General features: G+C 72.0%; 23 protein-coding genes, 1 pseudogene and 1 riboswitch. Of the genes and pseudogenes, 14 read left to right on the forward strand and 10 right to left on the reverse strand.

Features of this window, described 5'->3' with window-relative positions; genetic code table 11:
- Positions 1–21 precede the first annotated feature (21 nt).
- The 4 genes from ACWFR3_RS35440 to ACWFR3_RS35455 all read right to left on the reverse strand — a co-directional run bounded on the left by ACWFR3_RS35440 (position 22) and on the right by ACWFR3_RS35455 (position 4,060).
- Positions 22–834 (reverse strand): enoyl-CoA hydratase/isomerase family protein, encoded by an 813-nt coding sequence (locus ACWFR3_RS35440; protein WP_453738803.1) that lies wholly within the window; start codon positions 832–834, stop codon positions 22–24.
- Positions 835–968: 134 nt separating this feature from the next.
- Positions 969–1,190 (reverse strand): helix-turn-helix domain-containing protein, encoded by a 222-nt coding sequence (locus tag ACWFR3_RS35445; protein ID WP_055550175.1) that lies wholly within the window; start codon positions 1,188–1,190, stop codon positions 969–971.
- 386 nt (positions 1,191–1,576) lie between these two features.
- On the reverse strand, positions 1,577–3,175 hold the full coding sequence (locus ACWFR3_RS35450) for an ABC-F family ATP-binding cassette domain-containing protein (RefSeq protein WP_453738804.1): 1,599 nt from the start codon (positions 3,173–3,175) through the stop codon (positions 1,577–1,579).
- A gap of 93 nt (positions 3,176–3,268) precedes the next feature.
- Entirely contained in the window at positions 3,269–4,060 is a 792-nt protein-coding gene (locus ACWFR3_RS35455; RefSeq protein ID WP_453738805.1) for an outer membrane protein assembly factor BamB family protein, read from the reverse strand.
- A gap of 245 nt (positions 4,061–4,305) precedes the next feature.
- Here ACWFR3_RS35455 and ypfJ point away from each other — a divergent pair, with 245 nt between their 5' ends.
- Positions 4,306–5,196: a KPN_02809 family neutral zinc metallopeptidase gene (ypfJ, locus tag ACWFR3_RS35460; RefSeq protein ID WP_453738806.1), complete on the forward strand. Its 891-nt coding sequence runs from the start codon at positions 4,306–4,308 to the stop codon at positions 5,194–5,196.
- 37 nt (positions 5,197–5,233) lie between these two features.
- Here ypfJ and ACWFR3_RS35465 read toward each other — a convergent pair whose 3' ends face one another.
- The 3 genes from ACWFR3_RS35465 to ACWFR3_RS35475 all read right to left on the reverse strand — a co-directional run bounded on the left by ACWFR3_RS35465 (position 5,234) and on the right by ACWFR3_RS35475 (position 8,790).
- Entirely contained in the window at positions 5,234–6,679 is a 1,446-nt protein-coding gene (locus ACWFR3_RS35465; protein WP_453738807.1) for a hypothetical protein, read from the reverse strand.
- An 88-nt stretch (positions 6,680–6,767) separates the two neighbouring features.
- Positions 6,768–7,904, reverse strand: coding sequence for an alpha/beta hydrolase family protein (locus tag ACWFR3_RS35470; RefSeq protein ID WP_453738808.1), 1,137 nt, complete (start codon positions 7,902–7,904; stop codon positions 6,768–6,770).
- 169 nt (positions 7,905–8,073) lie between these two features.
- Complete coding sequence (locus tag ACWFR3_RS35475) at positions 8,074–8,790, reverse strand: class II aldolase/adducin family protein (RefSeq protein ID WP_453738809.1); 717 nt, start codon at positions 8,788–8,790, stop codon at positions 8,074–8,076.
- 177 nt (positions 8,791–8,967) lie between these two features.
- Here ACWFR3_RS35475 and ACWFR3_RS35480 point away from each other — a divergent pair, with 177 nt between their 5' ends.
- From ACWFR3_RS35480 to ACWFR3_RS35500, 5 genes are all read left to right on the forward strand, one after another.
- Positions 8,968–9,708, forward strand: a complete 741-nt coding sequence (locus ACWFR3_RS35480; RefSeq protein WP_453738810.1) for a lysozyme — start codon at positions 8,968–8,970, stop codon at positions 9,706–9,708.
- Positions 9,709–9,910: 202 nt separating this feature from the next.
- Positions 9,911–11,185, forward strand: coding sequence for an anion permease (locus tag ACWFR3_RS35485; RefSeq protein ID WP_453738811.1), 1,275 nt, complete (start codon positions 9,911–9,913; stop codon positions 11,183–11,185).
- Between the two features lie 9 nt (positions 11,186–11,194).
- Positions 11,195–11,434, forward strand: a complete 240-nt coding sequence (locus ACWFR3_RS35490; protein WP_453738812.1) for a hypothetical protein — start codon at positions 11,195–11,197, stop codon at positions 11,432–11,434.
- A gap of 227 nt (positions 11,435–11,661) precedes the next feature.
- Entirely contained in the window at positions 11,662–12,513 is an 852-nt protein-coding gene (locus ACWFR3_RS35495) for a helix-turn-helix domain-containing protein (RefSeq protein ID WP_453738813.1), read from the forward strand.
- A gap of 44 nt (positions 12,514–12,557) precedes the next feature.
- Positions 12,558–13,109 (forward strand): hypothetical protein, encoded by a 552-nt coding sequence (locus tag ACWFR3_RS35500; RefSeq protein ID WP_453738814.1) that lies wholly within the window; start codon positions 12,558–12,560, stop codon positions 13,107–13,109.
- On the opposite strand, the gene ACWFR3_RS35505 is transcribed toward ACWFR3_RS35500, so the two are convergent.
- Positions 13,042–13,350 (reverse strand): hypothetical protein, encoded by a 309-nt coding sequence (locus ACWFR3_RS35505; protein ID WP_453738815.1) that lies wholly within the window; start codon positions 13,348–13,350, stop codon positions 13,042–13,044. The two genes, ACWFR3_RS35500 and ACWFR3_RS35505, sit on opposite strands and share 68 nt — an antisense overlap.
- Positions 13,347–13,607, reverse strand: coding sequence for a DUF397 domain-containing protein (locus ACWFR3_RS35510; protein ID WP_453738825.1), 261 nt, complete (start codon positions 13,605–13,607; stop codon positions 13,347–13,349). The genes ACWFR3_RS35505 and ACWFR3_RS35510 overlap by 4 nt, the downstream gene beginning before the upstream one ends.
- 224 nt (positions 13,608–13,831) lie before the next feature.
- A riboswitch (cobalamin riboswitch) is annotated at positions 13,832–13,974 on the forward strand.
- 104 nt (positions 13,975–14,078) lie between these two features.
- Here ACWFR3_RS35510 and ACWFR3_RS35515 point away from each other — a divergent pair.
- The 5 genes from ACWFR3_RS35515 (at position 14,079) to ACWFR3_RS35535 (ending at position 20,679) form a co-directional block, all read left to right on the forward strand.
- Positions 14,079–15,017, forward strand: coding sequence for a cobalamin biosynthesis protein (locus ACWFR3_RS35515; protein WP_453738816.1), 939 nt, complete (start codon positions 14,079–14,081; stop codon positions 15,015–15,017).
- Positions 15,017–16,585 carry a cobyric acid synthase gene (locus ACWFR3_RS35520; protein ID WP_453738817.1) on the forward strand — a complete coding sequence of 523 codons (1,569 nt, stop codon included), beginning with the start codon at positions 15,017–15,019 and terminating at the stop codon, positions 16,583–16,585. The genes ACWFR3_RS35515 and ACWFR3_RS35520 overlap by 1 nt, the downstream gene beginning before the upstream one ends.
- Before the next feature lie 67 nt (positions 16,586–16,652).
- Positions 16,653–18,698, forward strand: coding sequence for a putative cobaltochelatase (locus ACWFR3_RS35525; protein ID WP_453738818.1), 2,046 nt, complete (start codon positions 16,653–16,655; stop codon positions 18,696–18,698).
- Positions 18,698–19,306: a cob(I)yrinic acid a,c-diamide adenosyltransferase gene (gene cobO, locus ACWFR3_RS35530; RefSeq protein ID WP_453738819.1), complete on the forward strand. Its 609-nt coding sequence runs from the start codon at positions 18,698–18,700 to the stop codon at positions 19,304–19,306. Before ACWFR3_RS35525 ends, cobO begins: the two co-directional genes overlap by 1 nt.
- Positions 19,300–20,679: a cobyrinate a,c-diamide synthase gene (locus tag ACWFR3_RS35535; protein WP_453738820.1), complete on the forward strand. Its 1,380-nt coding sequence runs from the start codon at positions 19,300–19,302 to the stop codon at positions 20,677–20,679. Before cobO ends, ACWFR3_RS35535 begins: the two co-directional genes overlap by 7 nt.
- Before the next feature lie 20 nt (positions 20,680–20,699).
- Here ACWFR3_RS35535 and ACWFR3_RS35540 read toward each other — a convergent pair whose 3' ends face one another.
- A complete protein-coding gene (locus ACWFR3_RS35540) occupies positions 20,700–21,431 on the reverse strand; it encodes a ZIP family metal transporter (RefSeq protein WP_453738821.1) in 732 nt (243 codons plus the stop codon).
- Between the two features lie 143 nt (positions 21,432–21,574).
- On the opposite strand from ACWFR3_RS35540, the pseudogene ACWFR3_RS35545 reads away from it, so the two are divergent.
- From ACWFR3_RS35545 to cobC, 3 genes and pseudogenes are all read left to right on the forward strand, one after another.
- A pseudogene (locus ACWFR3_RS35545) lies at positions 21,575–21,940 on the forward strand (cobalamin biosynthesis protein); the annotation flags it as partial.
- Positions 21,941–22,081: 141 nt separating this feature from the next.
- Positions 22,082–22,975: a sirohydrochlorin chelatase gene (locus tag ACWFR3_RS35550; RefSeq protein ID WP_453738826.1), complete on the forward strand. Its 894-nt coding sequence runs from the start codon at positions 22,082–22,084 to the stop codon at positions 22,973–22,975.
- Positions 22,965–24,026: an Rv2231c family pyridoxal phosphate-dependent protein CobC gene (cobC, locus tag ACWFR3_RS35555; protein ID WP_453738822.1), complete on the forward strand. Its 1,062-nt coding sequence runs from the start codon at positions 22,965–22,967 to the stop codon at positions 24,024–24,026. Before ACWFR3_RS35550 ends, cobC begins: the two co-directional genes overlap by 11 nt.
- Positions 24,027–24,158 lie beyond the last annotated feature (132 nt).

The following is a 24,158-nucleotide window of genomic DNA, read 5'->3' on the forward strand; positions in this document are numbered from 1 at the left end:
TGACGGCGTCAGTCGCCGAGCTCAGTCGCCGAGCCCCGCCAGGTCCCGCAGACGGCGCCCCTGCGCGGCACGCTCGGCGGTGCGCTGCTCCTCGTAGGTGCGACCGGCCACGCCCTGCAGGAGGGCCTTGGTCTCGATGACGGCGTCACGCGGCGCGGTGAGGAGTGCGGCCGCCAGGTCGCTCACGGACGCGTCGAGCTGGTCGGCGGGCACGACGAGGTTGGCCAGGCCGACGCGCTCGGCCTCGGGCGCGTGGACGAACCGCCCGGTGGCGCAGATCTCCAGGGCACGGGCGTAGCCGACAAGACCCACGAGGGGGTGCGTGCCGGTGAGGTCGGGCACCAGGCCCAGACTGGTCTCGCGCATGGCGAACTGCACGTCGTCGGCGGCGATCCGCAGGTCGCAGGCGAGCGCGAGCTGGAAGCCCGCACCGATGGCGTGCCCCTGCACGGCGGCGATGGACACGATGTCACTGCGCCGCCACCAGGTGAACGCCTCCTGGTACTCCGCGATCGTCGCGTCGAGGACGTCGTCCTCACCGCGCGCCAGATCGATGAATGACGGCTCACCGTCGAAGCCCTCGGGCGTGAACGCCTGCCGGTCGAGGCCCGCGGAGAAGGACTTGCCCTCACCGCGGAGCACGACGACACGGACACTGCCCGGCAACAACCGGCCTGCCTCGGCCAACGCCCTCCACAGCGCGGGAGATTGGGCGTTGCGCTTGGCCGGGTTGGCCAGCGTCACCGTGGCGACGGCCTCGTCGACAGTCAGGCGTACGCCGTCCTTGTCGAGTACCGGTGCGGATCCGCCGAGTTCACTGCCGGGCGAAACCATGGGGGCCTCCGATGGTGGTGTGCGGTCGGTCGGGACGCGCGGACGCGCCCGTAAGTGACTGCACAGTAACCACCCGACCGATCAGAGGATCGACCGGGTGGCCACCGTCGGAGCCGGTGAACCGCCCGCAGCCGTCAGCCGGCTGCGGCCTTCTTGCCTCGCGTCGCCCCGCCGCGTCCCCGCAGCGTGACTCCGGACTCGCTGAGCATGCGGTGCACAAAACCGTACGAACGGCCGGTCTCCTCGGCCAACGCCCGGATGCTCGCACCGCCGTCGTACTTCTTCTTCAGGTCTGCCGCGAGCTTGTCGCGCGCGGCGCCGGTTACCCGGCTGCCCTTCTTCAGAGTCTCGGCCACCCGTGCCTCCTCATGGGAAGTGCGCTCTGGACTTCTCATGATCACCCCTTCCGGGCTTCCTGGCCACCCATTCGGCAAGGTCCGTACGACGAGGTTTCCCGCAAGGGAAGGCGACACCACGAGCGGAATTACTGATTCCGTGTGCCGAATTCCATGCGGCTGAATGAGTTGAGGGAAGAACCACCAGGTCAGCGCGGTGGCTGGCGAGAAACGTGTCCGAGGCCACGACCTCAGGGGAAATCCGTGTATCCCACACTTCGGTACGAGGAGACCTCACACAGATGAAGGATCACGGATCGGCCGAATGATCCATACGCAGTGGATCAGTTATTCGATCAACCAATGTGGACACCCCGGCTGCCCGTACGGGCACCGCGTTGCCCGGATCAGGCGAGCGCGACCAGATCCGCGTAGTCCTGGCCCCACAGGTCCTCGACCCCGTCGGGCAGCAGGATGATCCGCTCCGGCTGGAGCGCCTCCACCGCGCCCTCGTCGTGCGTGACGAGGACGACCGCGCCCTTGTAGGTGCGCAGGGCGCCGAGGATCTCCTCGCGGCTGGCCGGGTCGAGGTTGTTCGTGGGCTCGTCGAGGAGGAGCACGTTGGCGGAGGAGACCACCAGGGTCGCCAGGGCCAGACGGGTCTTCTCGCCACCGGACAGGACACCCGCGGGCTTGTCGACGTCGTCGCCGGAGAAGAGGAACGAACCGAGCGTCTTGCGCACCGCCACGAGGTCAAGGTCGGGGGCGGCCGAGCGCATGTTCTCCAGGACCGTGCGCTCCGGGTCGAGGGTCTCGTGCTCCTGGGCGTAGTAGCCGAGCTTGAGGCCGTGGCCCTCGATGATCTGCCCGGTGTCGGGCTTCTCGGCGCCGCCGAGGAGCCGCAGGAGCGTGGTCTTGCCCGCGCCGTTGAGGCCGAGGATGACGACGCGGGAGCCCTTGTCGATGGCCAGGTCGACGTCCGTGAAGATCTCCAGGGAGCCGTACGACTTGGAGAGGCCCTCGGCCATCAGCGGCGTCTTGCCGCAGGGCGAGGGGTCCGGGAAGCGCAGCTTGGCGACCTTGTCGCTCTGGCGTACCTCGTCGAGGCCCGCGAGAAGCTTGTCGGCACGCTTGGCCATGTTCTGCGCGGCGACGGTCTTGGTGGCCTTGGCGCGCATCTTGTCGGCCTGCGAGTGCAGCTGGCTCGCCTTCTTCTCGGCGTTCTGGCGCTCGCGCTTGCGGCGCTTCTCGTCGGACTCGCGCTGCTGCTGGTAGAGCCGCCAGCCCATGTTGTAGACGTCGATCTGGGCGCGGTTGGCGTCCAGATAGAAGACCTTGTTGACGACCGTCTCGACCAGTTCGACGTCGTGGGAGATCACGATGAAGCCGCCGCGGTAGGACTTGAGGTAGTCCCTGAGCCAGACGATGGAGTCGGCGTCGAGGTGGTTGGTCGGCTCGTCGAGGAGCAGGGTGTCGGCGTCCGAGAAGAGGATGCGGGCCAGCTCGACGCGGCGGCGCTGACCACCGGAGAGCGTGTGCAGGGGCTGGCCGAGCACACGGTCGGGGAGGCTGAGCGCGGCGGCGATGGTGGCGGCCTCGGCCTCGGCGGCGTACCCGCCCTTGGTGAGGAACTCCGTCTCCTGGCGCTCGTACTGCTTCATCGCCTTGTCGCGGGTGGCGCCGGAGCCGTTGGCGATGCGCTGTTCGTTCTCACGCATCTTGCGGATGAGGGTGTCCAGGCCGCGGGCGGAGAGGATGCGGTCGCGGGCCAGCACGTCCAGGTCGCCGGTGCGGGGGTCCTGCGGGAGGTAGCCGACCTCTCCGGAGCGGCTGATGGTGCCGCCGGCCGGGACGCCCTCACCGGCGAGGCACTTGGTGAGCGTGGTCTTGCCCGCTCCGTTGCGGCCCACCAGGCCGATGCGGTCGCCCTTGGCGATACGGAAGGTGGCGTTCTCGATGAGGATGCGGGCGCCGGCGCGCAGCTCGATGCCGGAAGCGGTGATCACGGACAGACTCCTGGGCAGGGGGGGATGGACGGCGGAAAGAGGGAAGGCGATCACGCCGTCTAATGCACGAGGAGAATGGCCATGAGGCCAATTCTAACGGTGCGGTGCAAGCTCTTTTCCAGCCTGGGCCCTTACGCCGCCGGGGACGCCGCCCGGCAGCTCGTTGCCCAGGGGCGTACGCCGGGGCACGATCCGGCCGAGGTCGTCCACGGCGATCAGCTGTGAGGTCCACGGCGTCGCGGCGTCGCCGCAGGGCTGGGCGACCATCAGGGCGTCGCGGTGGCGCACGGAGCGGGCGGGTTCGAAGGCGCAGCCCGGCTCGGCGGGCAGCACCCAGCGCAGGTCGCCGTCGGCGCTGCGGTAGGCGGCGATGCGCTGCGGAGTGACGACGGCGAGCATGCGCCCGCGGGGGTCGAGCCGGTTGAGGACTCCGGCGGCGCCGCGGGCGGCGGGGGTGCGCAGCCAGGCGGCGCTGCCGGGGATGGCGCGGTGCCAGCGGACCGCGCTGCCGTCGGCGCGTGCGGTGTCGGTGACCAGGCCGTCGTTCCAGAGCGCGATGGCGTGCTCCGGGGCGGAGAGCAGGGCGAGCGGACGGGCTCCTTCGCGCTTGTACGTCCAGCGGGGCCGGCCCGTCTCCTTGTCGTACGCCTGGAGGGCGCGGCCCCTGGTCCGCAGGCCGGGGGCGGGCGCACCGGCGTCCACGCGCGCGTGGACGCTGACGTGATCCCCGTAGGGCGCCGGTCGCGAGTGGTGGGCGGCGGTGATGAGCGGCAGGGCGAGGAGGCCGAGGACCACCGGGAGCGCGAGCCGGGAGCCGCGGCGGGCGGGCACCTGTCCCACGGACCCGGACCCGGACCCGGTCATCCCGAACGGCACTACGGACACGACGCCCCCCTCTTCGGCATCTCTGCCGGTACCTCTGCCCACGCAACAGGCGCAGAGCGTAGCGGCGGTGTCACCGTGCGGGTCCGGGCGGCGGCCGCGACACGGCGCGCGGTCCGGCCGGGGTCCCCCGTTCGGACCCCCGTCCGGCGCCTCCCGAGGTCGGGCATATCAGGATGAAGGCGCCGACATCTCGGCACAGGGCGACGAGACGCCGCCCCGGATGCGAGGCAGAGGGTGGTGCGCCCATGCAGTTCGACGACGACGCCGATCTGGACACGTCCGAGGTACAGGACGTGCGGAACAGCCGGATTCCCGGCGGCAAGGCGACGGTCGGCGGCGGCATCGCGGGCCTGATCGCGCTGGTCCTGGGGCTGCTCTTCGGGGTCGGCCCGGACCAGCTCGGCCTCTCGTCCGGCAACGAGGAGCCCGCCGCGACGTCCTCGTCCCTCGCACAGGTCCAGCAGAGCTGCCGTACGGGCGAGGACGCGAACACCAAGGACGACTGCCGCATGGTGGCCGTGGTCAACAGCGTGCAGGACTACTGGCGCCCGGAGTTCCGGCGCAGGCAGGGCACCTACTCCGACGCGCCGACCGTTCTGTACACCAGCCGGGTGGGCACGGCGTGCGGCGCCGCGTCGTCGGCGGTCGGCCCGTTCTACTGCCCCGGTGACCGGAAGGTCTATCTGGACCTGGGCTTCTTCGACGAACTGCGGACCAAGTTCGGCTCCAGCGGCGGGCCCTTCGCGCAGGCGTACGTCGTGGCGCACGAGTACGGGCACCACGTGCAGAACCTGATGGGCACGCTGGAGCGCTCGCAGGACGGGCGTACGGGGCAGAACAGCAACGCCGTGAAGGTGGAGCTGCAGGCCGACTGCTACGCGGGCGTCTGGGCCCGGCACGCGACCCGTACCGCCGACGACAAGACGGGCAAGCCGCTGATCACCAGCCTCGACGACGCGGACATCCGCGAGGGCCTGGACGCGGCGGCCGCGGTGGGCGACGACCGCATCCAGGAGAAGTTCCAGGGCCGGGTCACCCCCGAGTCCTGGACGCACGGCTCGGCCGAGCAGCGCCAGCAGTGGTTCTACCAGGGCTACCGCACCGGCGACATGGGGCAGTGCAACACCTTCCGGTGAGGCATCCCCGGGCCCCGGTAGTCGGACGGGACAGTGCTCAGACGCCGCCGGTGTGCACCTGGAAGGCCGCCCGGCGCACGGCCTTGGCGAGCGCAGGGTCGGGGTGGGCCGCGGCCAGGGCCACCAGGACCTGGACGGTGCGGGGATGGCCGATGCGCCGGACCTCGTCCAGGAGCGCGGGCACCGTGGGCTGCACCGCGGACTCCAGGTGCCGGACGAGCAGATGCGTCTCCCCGTGGTCGGCGACCGCCGCGGCGGTGTCGACCCACAGCCACGTCGACTCGTCCCTGGTCAGGACCAGGTGGACGTCCTCGGGGTCGGCGCCCTCCTGCTCGGCGAGCCAGATGAGGGCGTAGGGCCGCAGGGAGGCCTCGTCCACGACGGACCGCACCTCCGCCTCGGCCGGGGCGCCGACGACCCGCAGGGCCTCGAAGGCGAGGCCGCGCAGGAGGGCGTCCTCGCCGCGGGCCGCGTCCAGGAGCTCGCTGACGGCGCTGCCGACGGGGCGGGCCGCCAGCCACGCGCGGTATTCGGAGCGGGCCGCGTTCGGGCGCAGGCGCGCGCAGCCGCGGAGCATGTCGTCGGCGGACTGCTCGATGTTGCCCGCCGGGCTCTGCGCGGCCACGCAGATCTGCTCCAGCTTGACCCAGACCGCCCAGCTGCCGAGCGGCGTGAGCGTGGCCTGCCCTTCGGCGAACGTCAGCGCGCCGACGGCGGCGAGGCCGCGCAGCGCCCAGTCCAGGAGGGTGGCAAGGGCCGGGGTCTCGGCCGGGTCGACCGGCTCGGGCTGCGGGCCGTAGGGGATCTCGCAGCGCTCCGTGCGCAGTTCGGTGACGCGCTGGTCCAGGAGGTCCAGGAGCTGGGGCACGGGCACGGGGCCCGCGGAGAGCTGCAGCAGGGTGAGGAGCTGCGGCATGGCCTCGACGGTCTCGGCCACGGTGGCGGGCGCCAGTTCGCGCGATGCCGCGTGGGCGAGCGACCAGGCGTCGAAGAGGGCGACCCAGCCGCGCAGCACCGCGGCGTCGTCGCGGTCCCAGGCGCGCAGCCGCCAGCCGGGGCGCGCGCTGTCGCCGTGCACCTCGATGAGGCCGGCGAGGCGTGCGGTGTCCCAGTCGGCGCGCACCTGATCCGGGGTCAGCGCGAGGTCCGCCGCGGCGCGTTCGGCGGTGGCGGCGGAGAGGGTGCCCCTGCCGTCGGGTGCCGCTCCGGCGCCGCTGCGTCCGGGGCGCAGGGAAGTGTCGGCCCAGCGGGCGACGCGGACGGCATCGGCGAGGCGCCTGCGCGCCATCCTGGCCAGCTCGCCGGGGGCGGGTGTGCCCTCGGGCGGCCGGGGTGCGGGACGGCGCGCGCGCTGCTGCGTCACGGCGCCGGGGGCGGTCAGGGGCCGCGCTGTGCCGCGCTCCGCCCCCGCTCGCCTCTCGGCCCTGGGGGATTGAGCGCGGACGAGTCGGAGCCTTGAGTCGCGCGGGATACGGGACGTCACGGGAGCAGTCTTCCTGTTGACGGTCCGAAAACCCAAACGGAATGCCTCCGCAGGGCTTCGGAGCGCTGCCCAAGAGGGCTCTCGCGCGCTACATGAGGGGCGTGAGGAAGCGCCGCAGCGCCTCTTCGTACCCTGCGGGGTCGGCGTTCCACATGGCTCCGTGGGGCGCATCCGGAACGGTGTGGAGAGTGACCAGTTCCGGGCGCCTCCCGGCCAGTTGACGGGACGGCGTCCAGGGCGCGATCACGTCGTCGGGGCCGTGGAAGAGGAGCGTGGGGACCTTGAGCGCCCCGGGGTCCGCGGTCTCCAGGATGCGGTCGCCGCGCAGCCCGGTGCGGCCCTGCGCGGCACGCACGGCGAGCGGAAGCAGGAGCCCTGGCGTGCGCCGGGCGGCGGCGAGCGCGCGCAGGGTGGTCTCCCAGTTGAGCACCGGGGAGTCCAGGACGAGTCCGCTGATCCTCTCGCGCAGGGCCGAGTGCGCCGCGGCGTGCAGGGCCATGGCGGCGCCGGTGGACCAGCCGTGCAGGATCACGTTCTGCGCGCCGTGTCGCACGGCGTAGCGGATGGCGGCGTCCAGGTCACGCCACTCGGTCTCGCCGAGGTGGCCGAGGCCGTCCGGGGAGCGGGGCGCGCCGAGGTCGCCCCGGTAGGCGATGTCGAGCACCGGGAACTGCTGGTGGTGCAGGAAGTCCATGACGACCATGGGGTGCTCGCGGGTCGTGCCGAGGCCGTGCACAGTGATCACCCAGGTGTCGCGGACCCCCGGCACGAACCAGGCGGGCAGACCGCCGAGTTCGCCGGGGATGTCGATGTCCGCGTGGTCGATGTCCAGGGCGGCGTGCGGGTCGCCGATGTGGACCTGCGGGGTGAGCCAGACCTTGTCGCCGGGTTCCAGGGAGCCGTGCGTGACGCGCTCCAGGCGGCGTACGACGGTGTCCGCCTCGTGCGGTGCGGCGTCCAGGACGGGGCCGATCACGGCATGGCTGCCGTTGCCGCTGAGGCCGTACGTGCCGGGGCGCAGGCTCGCCAGGGCACGGGTCAGGGTGATCTGGCCCGCGGCGGTCGAGTGGACCGTGAGGCGGGGCTCGGTCGGCAGCGGCCGGCCCGCCGGCGGCTTCAGGGCCGCGTTGCTGGCGAACCGGCCCGCGGCGACGGCGGCTGCGCCGCCCAGGAGGGCGGTCGTGACGGCGGTGACGGCCGTTGCCGTCGCTTTGGCTGGGCGCACCTGCCCAGTGTCCGGCGAGCGGGTGGCCACGGCCAGTGGGCGTAGCCCGCGGGGTGACGTCATGCCGTCCGCGTACCCGCAGGTGATGTGCCGAATCCGTGGCCCCGCGGGACGCAGCCGCCCCGGACACGGCCCTCGGCGCGGGACACAACCGCCCCGGAAACGGCCCTCACCGCTGGCCGTAGCCCCGCAATCTGTCCTCCGCTTCCCGCAGCTGCCCAGCGGTCAGGAGCGTCGGGGCGCGGCCGGGGACCGCGCTGGCCGTCAGCCAGAGGCGGGACATCCACTCCAGCTGTGCCGTGCGGTCGTACGCCTGGTCCAGGGTGGCTCCGTACGTGATGGTCCCGTGGTTCTGGAGCAGGCAGCCCGTGCGTTCCCTGAGGGCCCGGAGCATGTTCTCGGCCAACTCGTCGGAGCCGTAGGGCGCATACCGGGCAACCCGGACCGGACCGCCGAGTGCGGCCGCCATGTAGTGGATGGGCGGGAGCTCCGGGACGAGGGTGGAGACGGCGGTGGCGTGCACCGCGTGGGTGTGGACCACGGCTCCGGCGTCCGTGGTGCGGTAGACGGCCAGGTGCATGGGCAGTTCGCTGGTGGGGGCGAGGTCGCCGAAGAGCTGGTTGCCGTCCGCGTCGACACCGACCGCGTCCCGCGGTCCGAGGCGGTCGTACGGCACTCCGCTGGGGGTGACCAGGATCGCGCCGCCTGCGCCGCCGACGCGCACCGAGACGTTGCCCGACGTGCCGACCACCAGGCCGTCCGTCACCGTCCTGCGGGCCGCGGCCACCAGCTCGCCCCACGCCCGCCCGATCGCGTCCTGCCGGTCGTCGCCCCGCTCCCGCCAGTCGTCGCCCCGCTGCCCCGTCACGCCCCGCTGCTCCGTCATGCGGCGATCCTGCCAGCCGCGGGCGGCGGCACCGTAGTACGGAGCCCGGGAGTCCGTAAGAGCACAAATGCGCACACATCCCTCTCTGGCGGCGATTGGCCGACGGTCAACCGACATACGGCGATCTTCCAGTAGCCTCCGGGAGATTTGTCCCGCACGTCGCCATAGGGGGTAAATATGGCTCGTGACCACAAACCGTCCCACCGCCGAGCCCGCGTCATCGCGGCCTCAGTAGCGACTCTGGCTCTCGGGGGCACCGCCCTCACCGAGGTTCCGGTTTCGGCGGCGGGCAAGCCCAGAGGGCATGACGTCTCGTCGCACCAGAAGCACGTCAACTGGAATAGGGCCAAGAACAAAGGCGCACGCTTCGTCTACATCAAGGCCACCGAGTCCCACACGTACCGCAACCCCCGCTTCAAGCGGCAGTACAACGGCTCGCGCAACGCGGGGATCGTCCGGGGCGCGTACCACTTCGCCGTGCCGAGCAAGTCGTCCGGCAGGAAGCAGGCCGTGTACTTCATGAAGCACGGCGGACGGTGGCGGGCGGACGGCTGGACACTGCCGCCCGCGCTGGACATCGAGCGCAACCCGTACGGCAAGCGCAAGTGCTACGGCATCAGCAGGACCGGCATGGTCAACTGGATCAAGTCCTTCAGCAATGAGGTGAAGCGGCAGTCGGGGCGGCGCCCCGTGATCTACACGACCACCAAGTGGTGGAACGACTGCACGGGCGGCAGCCGCGCCTTCGGATCGAATCACGCGCTGTGGCTGGCGCGCTGGTCGTCGACGTCCGGGCCGCTGCCGAGGGGCTGGTCGTACCTCACGTTCTGGCAGTACGACAACGGCGGCAGGCTGCCGGGTGACCAGAATCTCTTCAACGGCTCGCTGAACCAATTGAAGAGGTTCGCCCGCGGGTAGTGCGAGGGTGGTCGGGAACCTCTGGAAGCCCGGATTCCGGGCCTCGCGGCGCCGCTCCGGTCGATCTTCGTCAGGGCCATGACGGAACCGGAGTGGCGGCCCCCCGGATTGGGTCACCGCACGGCCCGACCCAGTTCACTTTCCGTTCACCCTGCTTGCCTACGTTCCACTTGCCACTGACGTCCAACAGAAGCCTGGGTAAATGGAACACATCACGCTTCTCCTCGGGATCGTGATCGTTACCGCTCTCGTGTTCGACTTCACGAACGGTTTCCACGACACAGCCAACGCGATGGCCACAACCATCTCGACTGGCGCTCTCAAGCCCAAGACGGCGGTGGCCATGTCCGCCGTGCTGAATCTCGTCGGCGCTTTCCTCTCGGTCGAGGTCGCCAAGACCATCTCCGGCGGCATCGTCAACGAGGACGGACTGAAGACAGAGGTGATCTTCGCGGCCCTGGTGGGCGCGATCCTCTGGAATCTCCTCACCTGGCTGGTGGGCCTGCCCTCCAGCTCCTCCCACGCACTCTTCGGCGGCCTCATCGGTGCCGCCGTCATGTCGATGGGCTGGTCGTCGATCAACGGCGGCACCGTCGTCACCAAGATCCTGATCCCCGCGATCGCCGCGCCCCTGGTGGCCGGCATCGCAGCGACGCTGGCCACGCGCCTGACGTACCGCATCGGGCGCAACACCGACACCAAGGCGACCGCCAAGGGCTACCGCGCCGGTCAGATCGCATCGGCGGGCCTCGTCTCGCTGGCGCACGGCACGAACGACGCGCAGAAGACCATGGGCATCATCACGCTCGCCCTGATCACCGGCGGCGTCCTGAACCCCGGCGCGAACCCCCCGATGTGGGTCATCGTCTCGGCCGGCATCGCCATCGCGCTCGGCACCTACCTCGGCGGCTGGCGCATCATCCGCACCATGGGCAAGGGCCTGACCGACCTCGCGCCGCAGCAGGGCTTCGCCGCCCAGACCAGCGCCGCGACCGCGATCCTCGCCTCCTCGCACATCGGCTTCTCGCTCTCCACCACCCAGGTCTGCTCGGGCGCCGTGATGGGCGCGGGCCTCGGCCGCAAGGGCGGTGTGGTCCGCTGGTCCACGGCGACCCGCATGTTCGTCGCCTGGGGCCTCACGCTCCCGGCCGCCGGTCTGGTCGGCGCGGGCGCGGAGTTCCTCACCAAGCAGGGCCCCTGGGGCGTCGGCGTGACCGCCGCGCTCCTGGTGATCGGCTCCGCCGTCATCTGGATGCTGTCCCGGCGCAACGCCGTGGACCACACGAACGTCGCCGACGACGAGATCGGCGGCTCTCCGGCCGCCGAGCCCGCCGGCGTCGTGACCACCGCGATGGCCGCCGTCACTCCGCCGCCCACCGGGTCGGCCGTGGCGAGCGCCGACGTCGACTTCGTCAAGGCCACCATTGCGGCCCCGACCGGCACCGTGGCGGACCCCGCCCGGCCCGCCACGGTGTAAGGACTCAGCATGGACATCGACTGGGCAGCTCTCGGCTCCGTCTTCGGAGTCAGCCTCGCGGTGACGGTGGCCCTGGTGGGCCTGTTCACCCTCGGCATCGTCGCCCTCTCCAAGCGCGAGGCGGCAACGACGTCCGGTGCCTCCGCGACCGCGGGCAGCGCCCCGGCAGCGGCACGCACGGGCGCGTACGTCTGCTTCGCGCTCTGCGCGGCGGCCGTGGCGTACGGGATCTATCTGATCGTCGCCTGACAGCCGCTCCGGCCTCACAAGAGCCGGGTGGGACGCACCTCTCGCGGTGCGCCCCACCCGGCTTTTCGCGTGTCAAAAACCCCTCACTTCACACGATCGGGCACATGCGATGCGGCGAAGTGACATATGGCATAATGGGACCTAGCTGTCTGCTAGCGTCGGCTGCACATATGGCTTTCTGCCGTATGCCAATAAATCAACAGCCGTGACGACAGCGAGGAGCCACCATGTCGAGGGATGTCGACCCGAGCTTGAACCGCCGCAGGCTGCGCATCGCGCTTCGCAAGGCCCGCGACGCCGCGGAGCTATCACAGGGCCAGGCCGCCAAAGGCCTTGACTGGTCGTTGTCCAAGATCATGAGGATCGAGCAGGGCACGGTCAGTCTTTCCGTCACCGATCTGCGCGCCCTCCTCCAGCAGTACGGAGTGACGGACCCGGATCTCGGCGCGGAGCTCGAAGAAGCCGCCCGCGGTTCGAAGGGGCCCAGCTGGTGGGCCAAGTACCACGAAGTCATCGGACAGCAGTTCAGCCAGTATCTGGGTTACGAGAGCGCCGCCGCGTCCTTCCGCACATACAACCCGATCATCGTGCCCGGCCTTCTGCAGACGGACGAATACGCGATGGCGCTCCTCGCCCCGCGCGTCAGCGAGACGCGGGCACGCAAGATCGTGGAGCTGCGGACCGCACGCCAGGAGCGGGCCCTGGAGGGCGAGGACCCGCCGTACACGTTCTTCATCGTCGACGAGGCCGCCCTGCACCGGCAGGTCGGCGGACCGCGCGTGCAGCGCGCCCAGCTGCAGCGCCTCATCGAGATCTCGGACCGCCCGAAGGTGTCCCTCCAGGTACTGCCGTTCACGTCAGGTGCCCACTACTCCACCCTGAGCAGCTTCATCCTGCTCGGCTTCCTGGACGACGAAGACCTGCTCTTCCTTGAAGCACAGGGAAACCAGTCGATCCGTGACGACCACGAACTGATCGTGCGTCACCAGGAGTGCTTCGAGTCTCTCCGCGAGACCGCGTACGCCGGAGAGCAGGCCATCGACCTGATCAATCGGATCAGGGACGGCATTGACAGCTGATCTCCCGGACCCAAGGAGTCCGGGAGGGGCGAGGAGGCCTCAAGATGCCAGCCGCGTTGCGAGAGTGGTGGTGGGGGATCCTCGCGGCCATCAGGCAGGTGCCGTGGCGAAGCGGTGATCCGGATGGTGCGCAAGGTGCCGGTGGGGCCTCCAGCGGGAGCGGCACCGGCGCGGCCGACGGTGGCACCGCCGAGGCAGGTGGCGAGCAGCCGACTGCCGTCGGTCCCTCCTACAACCAACTCGTCCGCGAGGCCATGACCGACCAGGGCCGCACGGAGCGGATGGACACGCTGGACCGCCATCGCACGGACGACAGCGTCCGGATGTTCACGACCAGGATCGTCTACTGCACCGGCTGCATACTCGTCCTGGTGCTGACGCTGGCCGGGGTGCTCGTCATCCTGAGCGTCGTCGGCATGACGGGCTTCTGGACGGTCGGCTCGGTGATCGCCGTCTTCTCGGCCCCTGTCGTCGCGCTGAGCCGCCAGCTCACCCGGCTGATCTCGCTGACAGGGGCGACGCCCACGCTCAGCGACGACCGCCGTGCTGTGGTGCCCGCCCAGCGGCCCGAGCCCGGGGCCGGTGATCATGCCTGAGCTCGGCCAGGCCCCACCAGAAACCCATGAACACGGCGGCTGCCATGGCCACGAAGGCCCAGACGGCAAGCCGGGCGGCCGTTCCTTCGACGAGGAGCGAAGCCGCCGCGCCGACCAGGGCGGCAGCGGCGCCGAGCAACGCACACCCCGCCACGACCACGACGACCCCGGATGCCTTGCGTTTCCCCCCGTGCACACCGCCCACCAGGTGCCGCATTTCGGCGAGGTGATGCTCGGTCATCCTGTTCCCCCTCCCTCTCCCCCCGCACGAACGAGAGCGCTCAGGAACGCCTGCCAGCGCTCACCGGAGAAGACGACGCGTGGCCCCGACGGGTTCTGCGAATCACGGATGATCACCGCCTCCCGCACGAAGGCCACTTCGACGCAGTCTCCGGATTCGCTGTAACTGCTCCGGTGCCATGACCATCCGGACAAACTTTTACTGGACACGCCGACCTCCCCCGGCCGGAGAGCCGGCCTCCCTCGACGCGTGCCCATCGTCCTTCGCCCACGCCGACGCACGATAGTGCCGTGATCTTGGAAGGCCGACAGGTCCGCCGAGAACCACCGCACCACGTAACGACCCGGACCGAATCACGCTTGGACCGCTCTCCGGTTGTCGTGTTCCAGTCTAGGAAAGTTCAATTTCCAGGCCTAGGGAAAAATCGGCCTCATGTGGGCCTCGGCACACTCTCCCGTCCCAGGTCAACGGCAAGTTGACGGGCGTACGCGGGCGTGGTGGACTGCCGGAGCCATTACGGCGGCAGAAGAGGAAGCCGGTGCGAATCCGGCGCGGTCCCGCCACTGTCACCGAGGAGACGACTCCTCGGAAGCCAGGAACTCTCGCCGCCGATCTCGTCGAATCAGGGCGCGGACACCCTGAGTGAGGACATATCGCCATGCGCGGCCGCCCGTTGCCGGTCTCTGTGCCCCTGCCTGCTCCCCTCCGCGTCACGGCCGGCTGAAGCCATGAGTGCCGATCGCGACTTCGCGTACGGCGCCGCCGCCGGCCTCCTCGGTGATCTGTTCCTCGGCGATCCCCGCCGCGGGCATCCGGTCGCCGTGTTCGGGCGTGGCGCGGGCGTCGTCGAGCGTGTGCTGTGGCGCGACCACCGCGGGTGGGGCGCCCTGCACGCCGTGGTGTGCGCCGGGGGTGCGGCCGGTGCCGCCGCTCTGGCCTCTTGTCTCGTACGTGATTCACGCGCCGCGTCCGTCGCGCTGACCGCCGCCACCACCTGGGCCGTGGTCGGCGGCACCTCGCTTGGTCGTGAGGCGCGGGCCATCGGCGGGGCGCTCGCCGCCGGGGACGTCGAGGTCGCCAGGGAGCGGCTTCCGCATCTGTGCGGGCGGGATCCGCAGGCCCTGGACGCCGACGGCATCGCGCGGGCCGTGGTCGAGTCGGTCGCCGAGAACACCTCCGATGCCGTGGTCGGCGCCCTGGTGTGGGGCGCGCTCGGCGGGGTTCCGGGGCTTGTCGGTTTCCGGGCCGTGAACACGCTCGATGCCATGGTCGGGCACAAGTCCGCGAAGTACCGGCGCTACGGGTGGGCCTCCGCGCGCCTCGATGATGTTCTGGGGTGGCCAGGGGCCCGGCTCACCGCGGTTCTCGCGGCTGCCGCCGGGGATGCGCCCCGTGGCGCCCTGCGGGCCTGGCGCGCGGACGCCGCCAAGCATCCCAGCCCCAACGCGGGACCCGTGGAGGCCTCCTTCGCGGGGGCGTTGGGGGTGCGGCTCGGGGGGAGCCTCTCGTACGGAGGCCGGGTCGAGCACCGGCCCGTCCTGAACGGGGACGGGCGTGCCGTCGAAGTCGCCGACATCGAACGGGCCGTGAAGCTGTCGCGCCGGGTGGGGCTGCTTGCCCTGGGGGTCGCGGCAGTGGTGAGCACTATGCGGAAGGGCGGGGCCTGATGAGTGGTGGGCTGCTCGTTGCCGGTACCACGTCGGATGCCGGGAAGAGCGTGATCACCGCCGGGATCTGCCGGTGGCTGGCCCGTAAAGGGGTCTCGGTCGCGCCGTTCAAGGCGCAGAACATGTCCCTCAACTCCTTCGTCACGCGCGAGGGGGCGGAGATCGGGCGGGCCCAGGCCATGCAGGCACAGGCCGCCCGCGTCGAACCGAGCGCGCTGATGAACCCCGTGCTGCTCAAGCCGGGCAGTGACCGCAGCAGCCAGGTCGTCCTCATGGGCAAGCCCGTGGGCGAGATGAGCGCGCGCGGGTTCTTCGGGGGGTCTGGGGGGTCGTCCCCCGGGAAAGGGCTGCACGGCGGGCGCCAGGAGCAGTTGCTCTCCACCGTCGTGGGATGCCTCGAAGAACTCCGGGGCAGCTATGACGCCGTGATCTGCGAAGGCGCGGGCAGTCCCGCCGAGATCAATCTGCGGCGCACGGACATCGTGAACATGGGCATCGCGCGGGCCGCCCGCTTCCCCGTCGTCGTGGTCGGCGACATCGACCGCGGGGGCGTCTTCGCCTCCTTCTTCGGGACCACCGCGCTGCTGAGTGCAGAGGACCAGGAGCTGGTCGCCGGGTATCTCGTCAACAAGTTCCGGGGCGACGTATCGCTGCTCGAACCCGGGCTCGACATGCTCCATGAGCTCACCGGGCGGCGCACGTTCGGTGTGCTGCCGTTCCAGCGCGGCCTCGGCATCGACGAGGAGGACGGCCTGAGGGTGTCCCTGCGGGGCGCCGTACGGGAGTCCGTCGTCGCTCCCCCGGTCGGCGACGACGTGCTGCGGGTCGCCGTCTGTGCCGTACCGCTGATGTCGAACTTCACGGACGTGGACGCGCTGGCAGCCGAACCCGGCGTCGTCGTGCGGTTCGTGGACAGGGCCGAGGAACTCGTCGACGCCGATCTCGTGGTCGTACCGGGGACGCGCGGCACCGTCCGCGCCCTGCAGTGGCTGCGCGAGCGCGGCCTCGCGGACGCCATCGCGCGGCGCGCGGCCGAGGGACGCCCCGTGCTCGGCATCTGCGGCGGCTTCCAGGCGCTCGGCGAGCACATCGAGGACGACGTCGAGTCGCGGGCGGGAGCCGTGGACGGGCTCGGTCTGCTGCCCGTGCGCGTCCGGTTCGAACGGGAGAAGACCCTCGCGCGGCCCGTCGGCGAGGCGCTCGGCGAACCCGTCGAGGGGTACGAGATCCATCACGGCGTCGCCGAAGTCCTGGGCGGAGAGCCCTTCTTGGACGGCTGCCGCGTCGGCGAGGTGTGGGGCACGCACTGGCACGGCTCCCTGGAGAGCGACGCGTTCCGGCGCCGCTTCCTGACCGAGGTCGCCCGCGCCGCCGGACGCCGCTTCGTGCCCGCGCCCGACACCAGCTTCGCCGCGCTGCGCGAAGAGCAGCTCGACCTGCTCGGCGACCTGATCGAGCAGCACGCGGACACCGACGCGCTGCTCCGCCTGATCGAGACCGGCGCCCCGTCCGGCCTCCCCTTCATCGCACCCGGGGCGCCCGCACGACCGGCGGAGGGGGACGGGTGAGAGCCGCTGTCCCCCGGGCGAGAGCTGCCGCCCCTTGCCCCGCCCCGAACCACGTCATGGAGGCCTTGTGAGTACCCCCTATCCGTTCACCGCCCTCGTCGGGCAGGACGACCTGCGGCTCGCCCTGCTGCTCAACGCCGTCTCGCCGGCCGTCGGCGGAGTGCTCGTGCGCGGCGAGAAGGGCACCGCCAAGTCCACCGCCGTGCGCGCGCTCTCCGCCCTGCTGCCGCAGGTGCCCGTCGTCGCCGGCTGCCGCTTCTCCTGCGACCCGGCCGCCCCGGACCCCGCCTGCCCCGACGGTCCGCACGACGCCGGCGGCGCATCGGTGCGGGACGCGCGGATGGTCGAGCTGCCGGTCGGGGCCTCCGAGGACCGGCTCGTCGGGGCGCTCGACATCGAGCGGGCGCTCGCCGAGGGCGTCAAGGCCTTCGAGCCGGGGCTGCTCGCCGACGCCCACCGCGGCATCCTCTACGTCGACGAAGTCAACCTGCTGCACGACCACTTGGTCGACCTGCTGCTCGACGCCGCCGCCATGGGCGCCTCGTACGTCGAGCGCGAGGGCGTCTCCGTTCGGCATGCCGCGCGGTTCCTGCTCGTGGGCACCATGAACCCCGAAGAGGGCGAACTGCGCCCGCAGTTGCTCGACCGGTTCGGGCTCACCGTCGAGGTCGCCGCCTCGCGCGAGACCGATCAGCGGGTCGAGGTCGTGCGACGGCGGCTCGCGTACGACGACGACGCGGAGGGGTTCGCCGCGCGCTGGCACGAGGACGAGTCCGCGCTGCGGGACCGGATCGTCGCGGCGCGGGCGCTCCTTCCCCAAGTGACCCTCGGCGACGGGGCGTTGCGGCAGATCGCCGCCACCTGTGCGGCCTTCGAGGTCGACGGGATGCGGGCCGACATCGTGATGGCGCGTACGGCGACGGCGCTCGCCGCCTGGGCCGGGCGCACCGACGTACTCGCCGAGGACGTACGGCAGGCCGCTCTCCTCGCGCTTCCGCACCGGCGCCGCCGTAACCCCTTCGACGCCCCTGGCCTCGACGAGGACAAGCTCGACGACACGCTTGAGCAGAACGGCGACGACGAGGACGGGACGGACGGGGACGACGACCCCGACGGTCCGGGCGGGGGCGGCGTGCCGCCTCAGGGCGAGCCCGAAGCACCCGATGCCCCGGCGCCTGACGCGCACGACTCCCCCGCCGACGACGGCGGGAGCGACAGCGGGCAGGACGAAGACGCCTCCCCCGCGCAGGCTCCCGCCGCGGCGGCCGGCGAGCAGCAGGCCGTCGGGGCCTCCGAGCCGTTCCGTACGAAGATGCTGAGCGTGCCCGGCCTCGGTGAGGGTGCGGCCGGGCGGCGCTCCCGGGCACGGACCGAGCACGGGCGCACCACGGGAGCCCGGCGCCCGCAGGGAGCGCTGACCAAGCTGCACCTGGCGGCCACCGTGCAGGCCGCTGCCCCGCACCAGCGGGCGCGCGGCCGTTCTGGGCGGGGGCTCGTCGTACGGCGGGACGATCTGCGGCAGGCGACGCGGGAGGGGCGTGAGGGGAACCTCGTGCTCTTCGTGGTGGACGCCTCCGGGTCGATGGCCGCCCGTAAGCGGATGAGTGCCGTGAAGGGAGCGGTGCTCTCGCTGCTGCTCGATGCCTACCAGCGCCGGGACAAGGTCGGGCTCGTCACCTTCCGGGGTGCCGAAGCCGAGGTGGCGTTGCCGCCGACCTCGTCCGTCGACGCCGCTGCCGCCCGTCTGGAGACGCTGCCCACGGGCGGGCGTACGCCGATCGCGGCCGGGCTGCTCAGGGCGCACGAGGTGCTGCGGGTCGAGCGCCTCCGGGACCCGGCACGGCGTCCGCTGGTCGTGGTCGTCACGGACGGCAGGGCCACGGGAGGCGTGGAGCCGGTGGCCACGGCAGGGCGCGCCGCGCGGCTCTTCCAGGCTGCCGGGGTCGCCTCCGTGGTCGTCGACTGCGAGTCGGGGCACATCCGGCTCGGGCTCGCGGGGCAGCTGGCGGGCGAGCTCGGCGGAACGGCCGTGACACTCGACGAGCTGCGGGCGGAGTCCATCGCCGGGCTGGTCAAGGACGTACAGGGAACACAGATGAGGAGCGTGGCCTGATGCCGCAGGGACAGCCGAACGTGGTACCGGACGACGGGCTCACCACGCGTCAGCGGCGCAACCGGCCGCTGGTCATGGTGCACACCGGGATCGGCAAGGGGAAGTCCACCGCCGCTTTCGGCATGGCGCTGCGGGCCTGGAATCAGGGCTGGCCCATCGGCGTCTTCCAGTTCGTGAAGTCGGCGAAGTGGAAGGTCGGCGAAGAGAACGCCCTCAAGGTGCTCGGGGCGTCCGACGAGGGCGGGTCGGTCACCTGGAACAAGATGGGCGAGGGCTGGTCGTGGATCCAGCGGGAGCCCGCCGAGGGCGAGCCCAGCCACGAGGACAAGGCCCGCGAGGGGTGGGAGCAGGTCAAGCGCGACCTCGCCGCCGAGACGTACTCGCTGTACGTCCTCGACGAGTTCGCCTACCTCCTGCACTGGGGGTGGATCGACGTGGACGAGGTGATCGAGGTCCTGCGGGACCGTCCCGGGCACCAGCACGTCGTCATCACCGGGCGCTACGCACCCGAGGCCCTGGTCGAGTTCGCCGATCTCGTCACCGACATGTCCAAGGTCAAGCACCCGATGGACGCCGGTCAGAAGGGCCAGAGGGGCATCGAGTGGTAGCTCGGCTTGTCGTTGCCGCGCCGTCCTCCGGAAGCGGGAAGACGACCGTGGCCACCGGGTTGATGGCCGCGTTCTCGGCGACAGGGCTCGCGGTGTCCCCGCACAAGGTGGGGCCCGACTACATAGACCCCGGCTACCACTCGCTGGCCACGGGTCGCCCCGGACGCAACCTCGACGCGTACATGTGCGGGCCGCAGATGGTGGCGCCCTTGTTCAACCACGGGGCACGCGGGGCCGATCTCGCGGTGGTCGAGGGCGTCATGGGGCTGTACGACGGGGTCTCCGGGCAGGGTGAACTCGCCTCGACCGCGCATGTCTCCAAGCTGCTGCGGGCGCCCGTGGTGCTCGTCGTCGACGCGTCCTCGCAGTCCCGTTCCGTGGCCGCGCTCGTGCACGGGTTCGCGTCCTGGGACCCGGAGGTGCGGATCGGGGGCGTGATCCTCAACAAGGTGGGGTCCGCGCGCCACGAGGAGCTGCTGCGGGACGCCCTCGGCGAGTCCGGGGTGCCCGTCCTCGGCGCGCTCGGCCGTGTGGGGCAGGTCAGGACGCCCTCGCGGCATCTGGGGCTCGTCCCTGTGGCCGAGCGGCAGACCGAAGCCGTCGAGTCGGTGGACGCCCTGGCCGCCCGGGTGCGGGAGGGCTGCGATCTCGACGCGATTCTCGCGCTGGCGCGCAGTGCGCCCGCGATGACCGGTGAGACGTGGGAGCCGGGCGTGGGAGCCACTCGTACGCCGGACGAGCCGTTGAGCGGCGGCGGGCGCAGGCCCGTGGTCGCCGTCGCGGGCGGGGCCGCGTTCTCGTTCTCGTACACCGAGCACACCGAGCTGCTCACCGCCGCCGGCGCCGATGTCGTCATCTTCGATCCGCTGCACGACGAGGAACTGCCGCCCGGCACCGCCGGGCTGATCATCGGGGGCGGGTTCCCCGAGGTGTACGCGCCCGAGCTCTCCGCCAACGAACCGCTGCGCAAGGCAGTCGCCGACCTTGCGCTGAGCGGGGCTCCCGTCGCCGCCGAGTGCGCCGGGCTGCTCTACCTGACCCGGGAGCTGGACGGGAAGCCGATGTGCGGCGTGCTCGACGTGCGCTCCCGCATGTCGGAGCGGCTCACGCTCGGCTACCGCGACGCCGTCGCCGTGTCCGAGAGCCCGCTCGCGGCGGTCGGCACGCGGATGCGCGGGCACGAGTTCCACCGCACCGTCGTCGAACCGGGCGCGGGGGCGGCGCCCGCCTGGGGGATGCACTCCCCCGAGCGGCGCGTCGAAGGCTTCGTGCAGCAGGGCGTGCACGCGAGCTATCTGCACACGCACTGGGCGGCCGAGCCCGGCATCGCCCGCCGGTTCGTGGAGAAGTGCGCGCAGGAGGGCGCGGGGTGAGACCGGCCCGCGCCGCGGCCTCACTCCGCGATGCCCACCACCAGCCAGATGAACCCGGCCCCCGCCACCGTGCACAGCAGCGTCGAGCGCGCCGGATGGTCGTGGTGCGCCTCCGGGAGGATCTCCGCGGCGGCCAGGTAGAGCAGTGCGCCGCCGAAGAAGCCGAGATACGCGCCGAGCAGTTGCTCCGGAATGGTGAACAGGAGCGTCGACGCGGCGCCCACGACCGGGGCCACCGCGTCCGCGAAGAGCATCGCGAGGGCCTTGCGGCGGGCGTTCCCGTACAGACTGGTGAGCGTGTACGTGTTGAAGCCGTCCGCGAAGTCATGGGCGACGACCGCGAGCGCGACCGCCACGCCCATGCCGCCGCCGACCTGGAACGCGGCGCCGATCGCGACGCCGTCCATCACGCTGTGTCCGACCATCGCCCCGGCCGCCGTCAGGCCCACCTGCGGGACCCGGCCGTTCGTGTGCGCGTCCGCCCCGTGGGCGGCCTGGCGGCCCGCGAGGAGACGTTCCACCAGGTGCGCGGCGAGGAAGCCCGCGACGAACAGGAGCAGCGCCGCCGGTACGCCGAAGACCGGCTCCCCCGCGGCGTCCAGCGCCTCGGGGAGCAGGTCGAGGCCGACCACGCCGAGCATCAGACCGCCCGCGAGCCCCAGGACGAGGTGGCGCCGGTCGGTGACCCGCTGGGCCGTCCAGCCGCCCACCAGGGTCATCACAAAGGCGCCGAGCGCCACGAACACCGCCATGCGCCCTTGCTAGCCGATTGACCCCCTGCCCCGCACATCCACATCCGGCCGCGGAGCACGCCCCGACCCGTTTCCGTCCCGTACGAGAAGAGCCCGAGCCCATGGCAGACACCGAAGCCGCCACCGGCGGGGCCCCCTCGGCGATGTCCCTCGAACAGGTGGCGGCCGTCCACGAGCCGGCCGCCGGGATCGGTGCGCGGAGCCTCGTGGTGGGCGTCGGGGCCGGCAAAGGCGCGCCCGCGGATGAAATTCTCGGCCTGGTGGAGGACACCCTCAGGGACGCGGGGCTCTCCCCGGCCTGCGTCGCCGCGCTGGCGACCGTCGACACCAAGGCCGATGAGCCCGGCATCGTCGCGGCGGCGGCGCGGCTCGGGGTACCGGTCGTGACGTACGCGGCCGACGAGCTGGCAGGTGTCGAGGTGCCCAACCCCTCCTACGCGCCGCTCGCCGCGACGGGTACACCTTCCGTGGCGGAGGCCTCCGCATTGTGCGGCGGCGGTGAACTCCTCGTGCCCAAGCAGAAGTCGGCGCCGGGCGGGCGCGCGTCCATGGCAACCTGTGCCGTCGCGCGCCACGCGTCTCCCATGCGGGGCGCCGCCAGTGTCCGCACGTCATCCGAACGGAACAGGCACAGCAATCAAGGAGTTCCAGTGACCAGCCCGCCCGCACTGCTCATCGCCGGACACGGCATCAGGGACGAGGCCGGGGCGGACGCCTTCCAGGACTTCGTACGGGAACTCGCCCGCCGTGACCCCGGACTCCCGGTCGCCGGGGGCTTCGTCGACCCGTCGTCGCCGTCGCTCGGCGACGCGGTCACCGACCTGGTGGCGCGGGGGGCGGAACGTGTCGCGGCCCTGCCGCTGACGCTGGTTCCGGCCGGGCCCGCCGAAGGCGACCTCCGCGCGGCGCTCGCCCGTGCGAAGGGACGCCACCCCGAGGTCTCGTACTCCTGCGGCCGGCCGCTCGGCCCGCATCCCTGGCTCCTGAAGGTGCTCGGCCGCCGCCTGGACGAGGCGCTCGGCGGTGCGGCCCGCACGCCCCGGGACCGCGCGAACGTCACGGTGCTCCTGGTGGGCGCCGGTTCGGCCGACCCGCAGGCCAACGCCGAGGTGCACAGGGCGGCCCGGCTGCTGTGGGAGGGGCGCGGTTACGCGGGCGTGGAGACGGCGTTCGTGTCGCTCGCCGCGCCGGACGTGCCCTCCGGCCTCGACCGCTGTGTCCGCCTGGGCGCGACGCGGATCGTCGTCCTGCCCTACTTCCTGTTCACCGGCGCCGTGCCGGAGCGCATCCTCCAGCAGACGGACGGCTGGGCGGCGGCACACCCCGGCATCGAGGTGCACCCGGCGAACGTGATCGGCCCCGCCGAGGAGCTGCTCGATCTCGTCATGGAGCGCTACCGGGAGGCGGCGGCCGACGGCGACGCGCTGACGCCGACGCCGACGGACTCCGCTGCCGGAATTGATCACGTACCTCACGTACCTCACGCACCTCACGCACCTCACGCACCTCACGCACCTCACGTACCCCATGCATATGCCCGCTGAGCACGACGGCGGGCCGGACCTGCGGCATCACGGGGATGCCGAGGTCCGCGGCGCCGCCGCCGGTATCACCGACCTCGCGGTGAACGTCCGCGCGAACACCCCGCCCGCCTGGCTCAAGCGGCATCTGGCCGCCTCGCTCGACGGCCTGGCCGCCTACCCGGACGGCCGGGCGGCACGGGCCGCGGTGGCGGCGCGGCACGGCGTGACGCCGGACCGGGTGCTGCTCACGTCGGGCGCTGCGGAGGCGTTCGTGCTGCTCGCGCGCGCCCTGAAGGTGCGTCAGCCGGTGGTGGTGCACCCGCAGTTCACCGAGCCCGAAGCGGCGCTGCGGGATGCGGGGCATGCGGTGGGGCGGGTGCTGCTCCGGGAGGGGGACGGCTTCCGGCTCTCGGGGGCGGCGGTCCCGGAGGGCGCCGACCTGGTCGTGATCGGCAACCCGACGAACCCGACGTCGGTGCTCCACCCGGCCGCCTCGATCGCCTCGCTCGCCCGCCCCGGACGGTTCCTGGTGGTGGACGAGGCGTTCATGGACGCGGTGCCGGACGAGCGGGAGGCCCTTGCGGGCCGTACGGACGTGCCGGGGCTCGTGGTGCTGCGCAGTCTCACCAAGACGTGGGGCCTCGCGGGGCTGCGGATCGGTTACGTCCTGTCCGATCCGGAGACGATCGCGACGCTTGCGGGGGCGCAGCCGCTCTGGCCGGTTTCCTCGCCCGCGCTTGTGGCGGCGGAGGCGTGTGTGGCGCCTCGCGCGTTGGCTGAGGCGTCTGCGGCGGCGCGGCAGATCGCCTCGGACCGGGCCCATCTTCTCTCCGGGCTCCGGGAGTTCGCCCCCTTCGGGCTGCGGGCCGTGGAGCCCGCGGAGGGCCCCTTCATCCTGCTCCGGGCCCCCGGGGCCCTCGCCCTGCGCGACCGCCTGCGGGAAGGGGGCTTCGCCTTGCGGCGGGGGGATACGTTTCCGGGGCTCGGGGACGAGTGGCTTCGGGTGGCGGTGCGGGATGCGGGGGTCACGGATCGGCTGCTTGAGGCGTTGCGGGGGGCGTTGACCGGGTGATTCATCCCCAACCCCGCCCCTTCCCGAGAACCCGCTCGGCGCGGGGGCCCTGTGCCTTGTACGTGCCGTCATCACCGGCTCCGCCGAGTTCGTCCTGAAACGCCGGACGGGCTGAATGCATTCAGCCCGTCC

The sequence above is a fragment of the Streptomyces sp. NPDC055189 genome, from assembly GCF_053606765.1.

Coding starts and splice junctions, on each gene's coding strand:
- ACWFR3_RS35540 (WP_453738821.1), bottom strand. CDS start 21,431: ATGGCGGTGTTCGTGGCGCTCGGCGCCTTTGTGATGACCCTGGTGGGC.
- cobO (WP_453738819.1), top strand. CDS start 18,698: ATGCCGCAGGGACAGCCGAACGTGGTACCGGACGACGGGCTCACCACG.
- ACWFR3_RS35495 (WP_453738813.1), top strand. CDS start 11,662: ATGTCGAGGGATGTCGACCCGAGCTTGAACCGCCGCAGGCTGCGCATC.
- ACWFR3_RS35440 (WP_453738803.1), bottom strand. CDS start 834: ATGGTTTCGCCCGGCAGTGAACTCGGCGGATCCGCACCGGTACTCGAC.
- ACWFR3_RS35520 (WP_453738817.1), top strand. CDS start 15,017: ATGAGTGGTGGGCTGCTCGTTGCCGGTACCACGTCGGATGCCGGGAAG.
- ypfJ (WP_453738806.1), top strand. CDS start 4,306: ATGCAGTTCGACGACGACGCCGATCTGGACACGTCCGAGGTACAGGAC.
- ACWFR3_RS35510 (WP_453738825.1), bottom strand. CDS start 13,607: ATGGGCACGCGTCGAGGGAGGCCGGCTCTCCGGCCGGGGGAGGTCGGC.
- ACWFR3_RS35480 (WP_453738810.1), top strand. CDS start 8,968: ATGGCTCGTGACCACAAACCGTCCCACCGCCGAGCCCGCGTCATCGCG.
- ACWFR3_RS35485 (WP_453738811.1), top strand. CDS start 9,911: ATGGAACACATCACGCTTCTCCTCGGGATCGTGATCGTTACCGCTCTC.
- ACWFR3_RS35475 (WP_453738809.1), bottom strand. CDS start 8,790: ATGACGGAGCAGCGGGGCGTGACGGGGCAGCGGGGCGACGACTGGCGG.
- cobC (WP_453738822.1), top strand. CDS start 22,965: ATGCCCGCTGAGCACGACGGCGGGCCGGACCTGCGGCATCACGGGGAT.
- ACWFR3_RS35505 (WP_453738815.1), bottom strand. CDS start 13,350: ATGACCGAGCATCACCTCGCCGAAATGCGGCACCTGGTGGGCGGTGTG.
- ACWFR3_RS35515 (WP_453738816.1), top strand. CDS start 14,079: ATGAGTGCCGATCGCGACTTCGCGTACGGCGCCGCCGCCGGCCTCCTC.
- ACWFR3_RS35490 (WP_453738812.1), top strand. CDS start 11,195: ATGGACATCGACTGGGCAGCTCTCGGCTCCGTCTTCGGAGTCAGCCTC.
- ACWFR3_RS35500 (WP_453738814.1), top strand. CDS start 12,558: ATGCCAGCCGCGTTGCGAGAGTGGTGGTGGGGGATCCTCGCGGCCATC.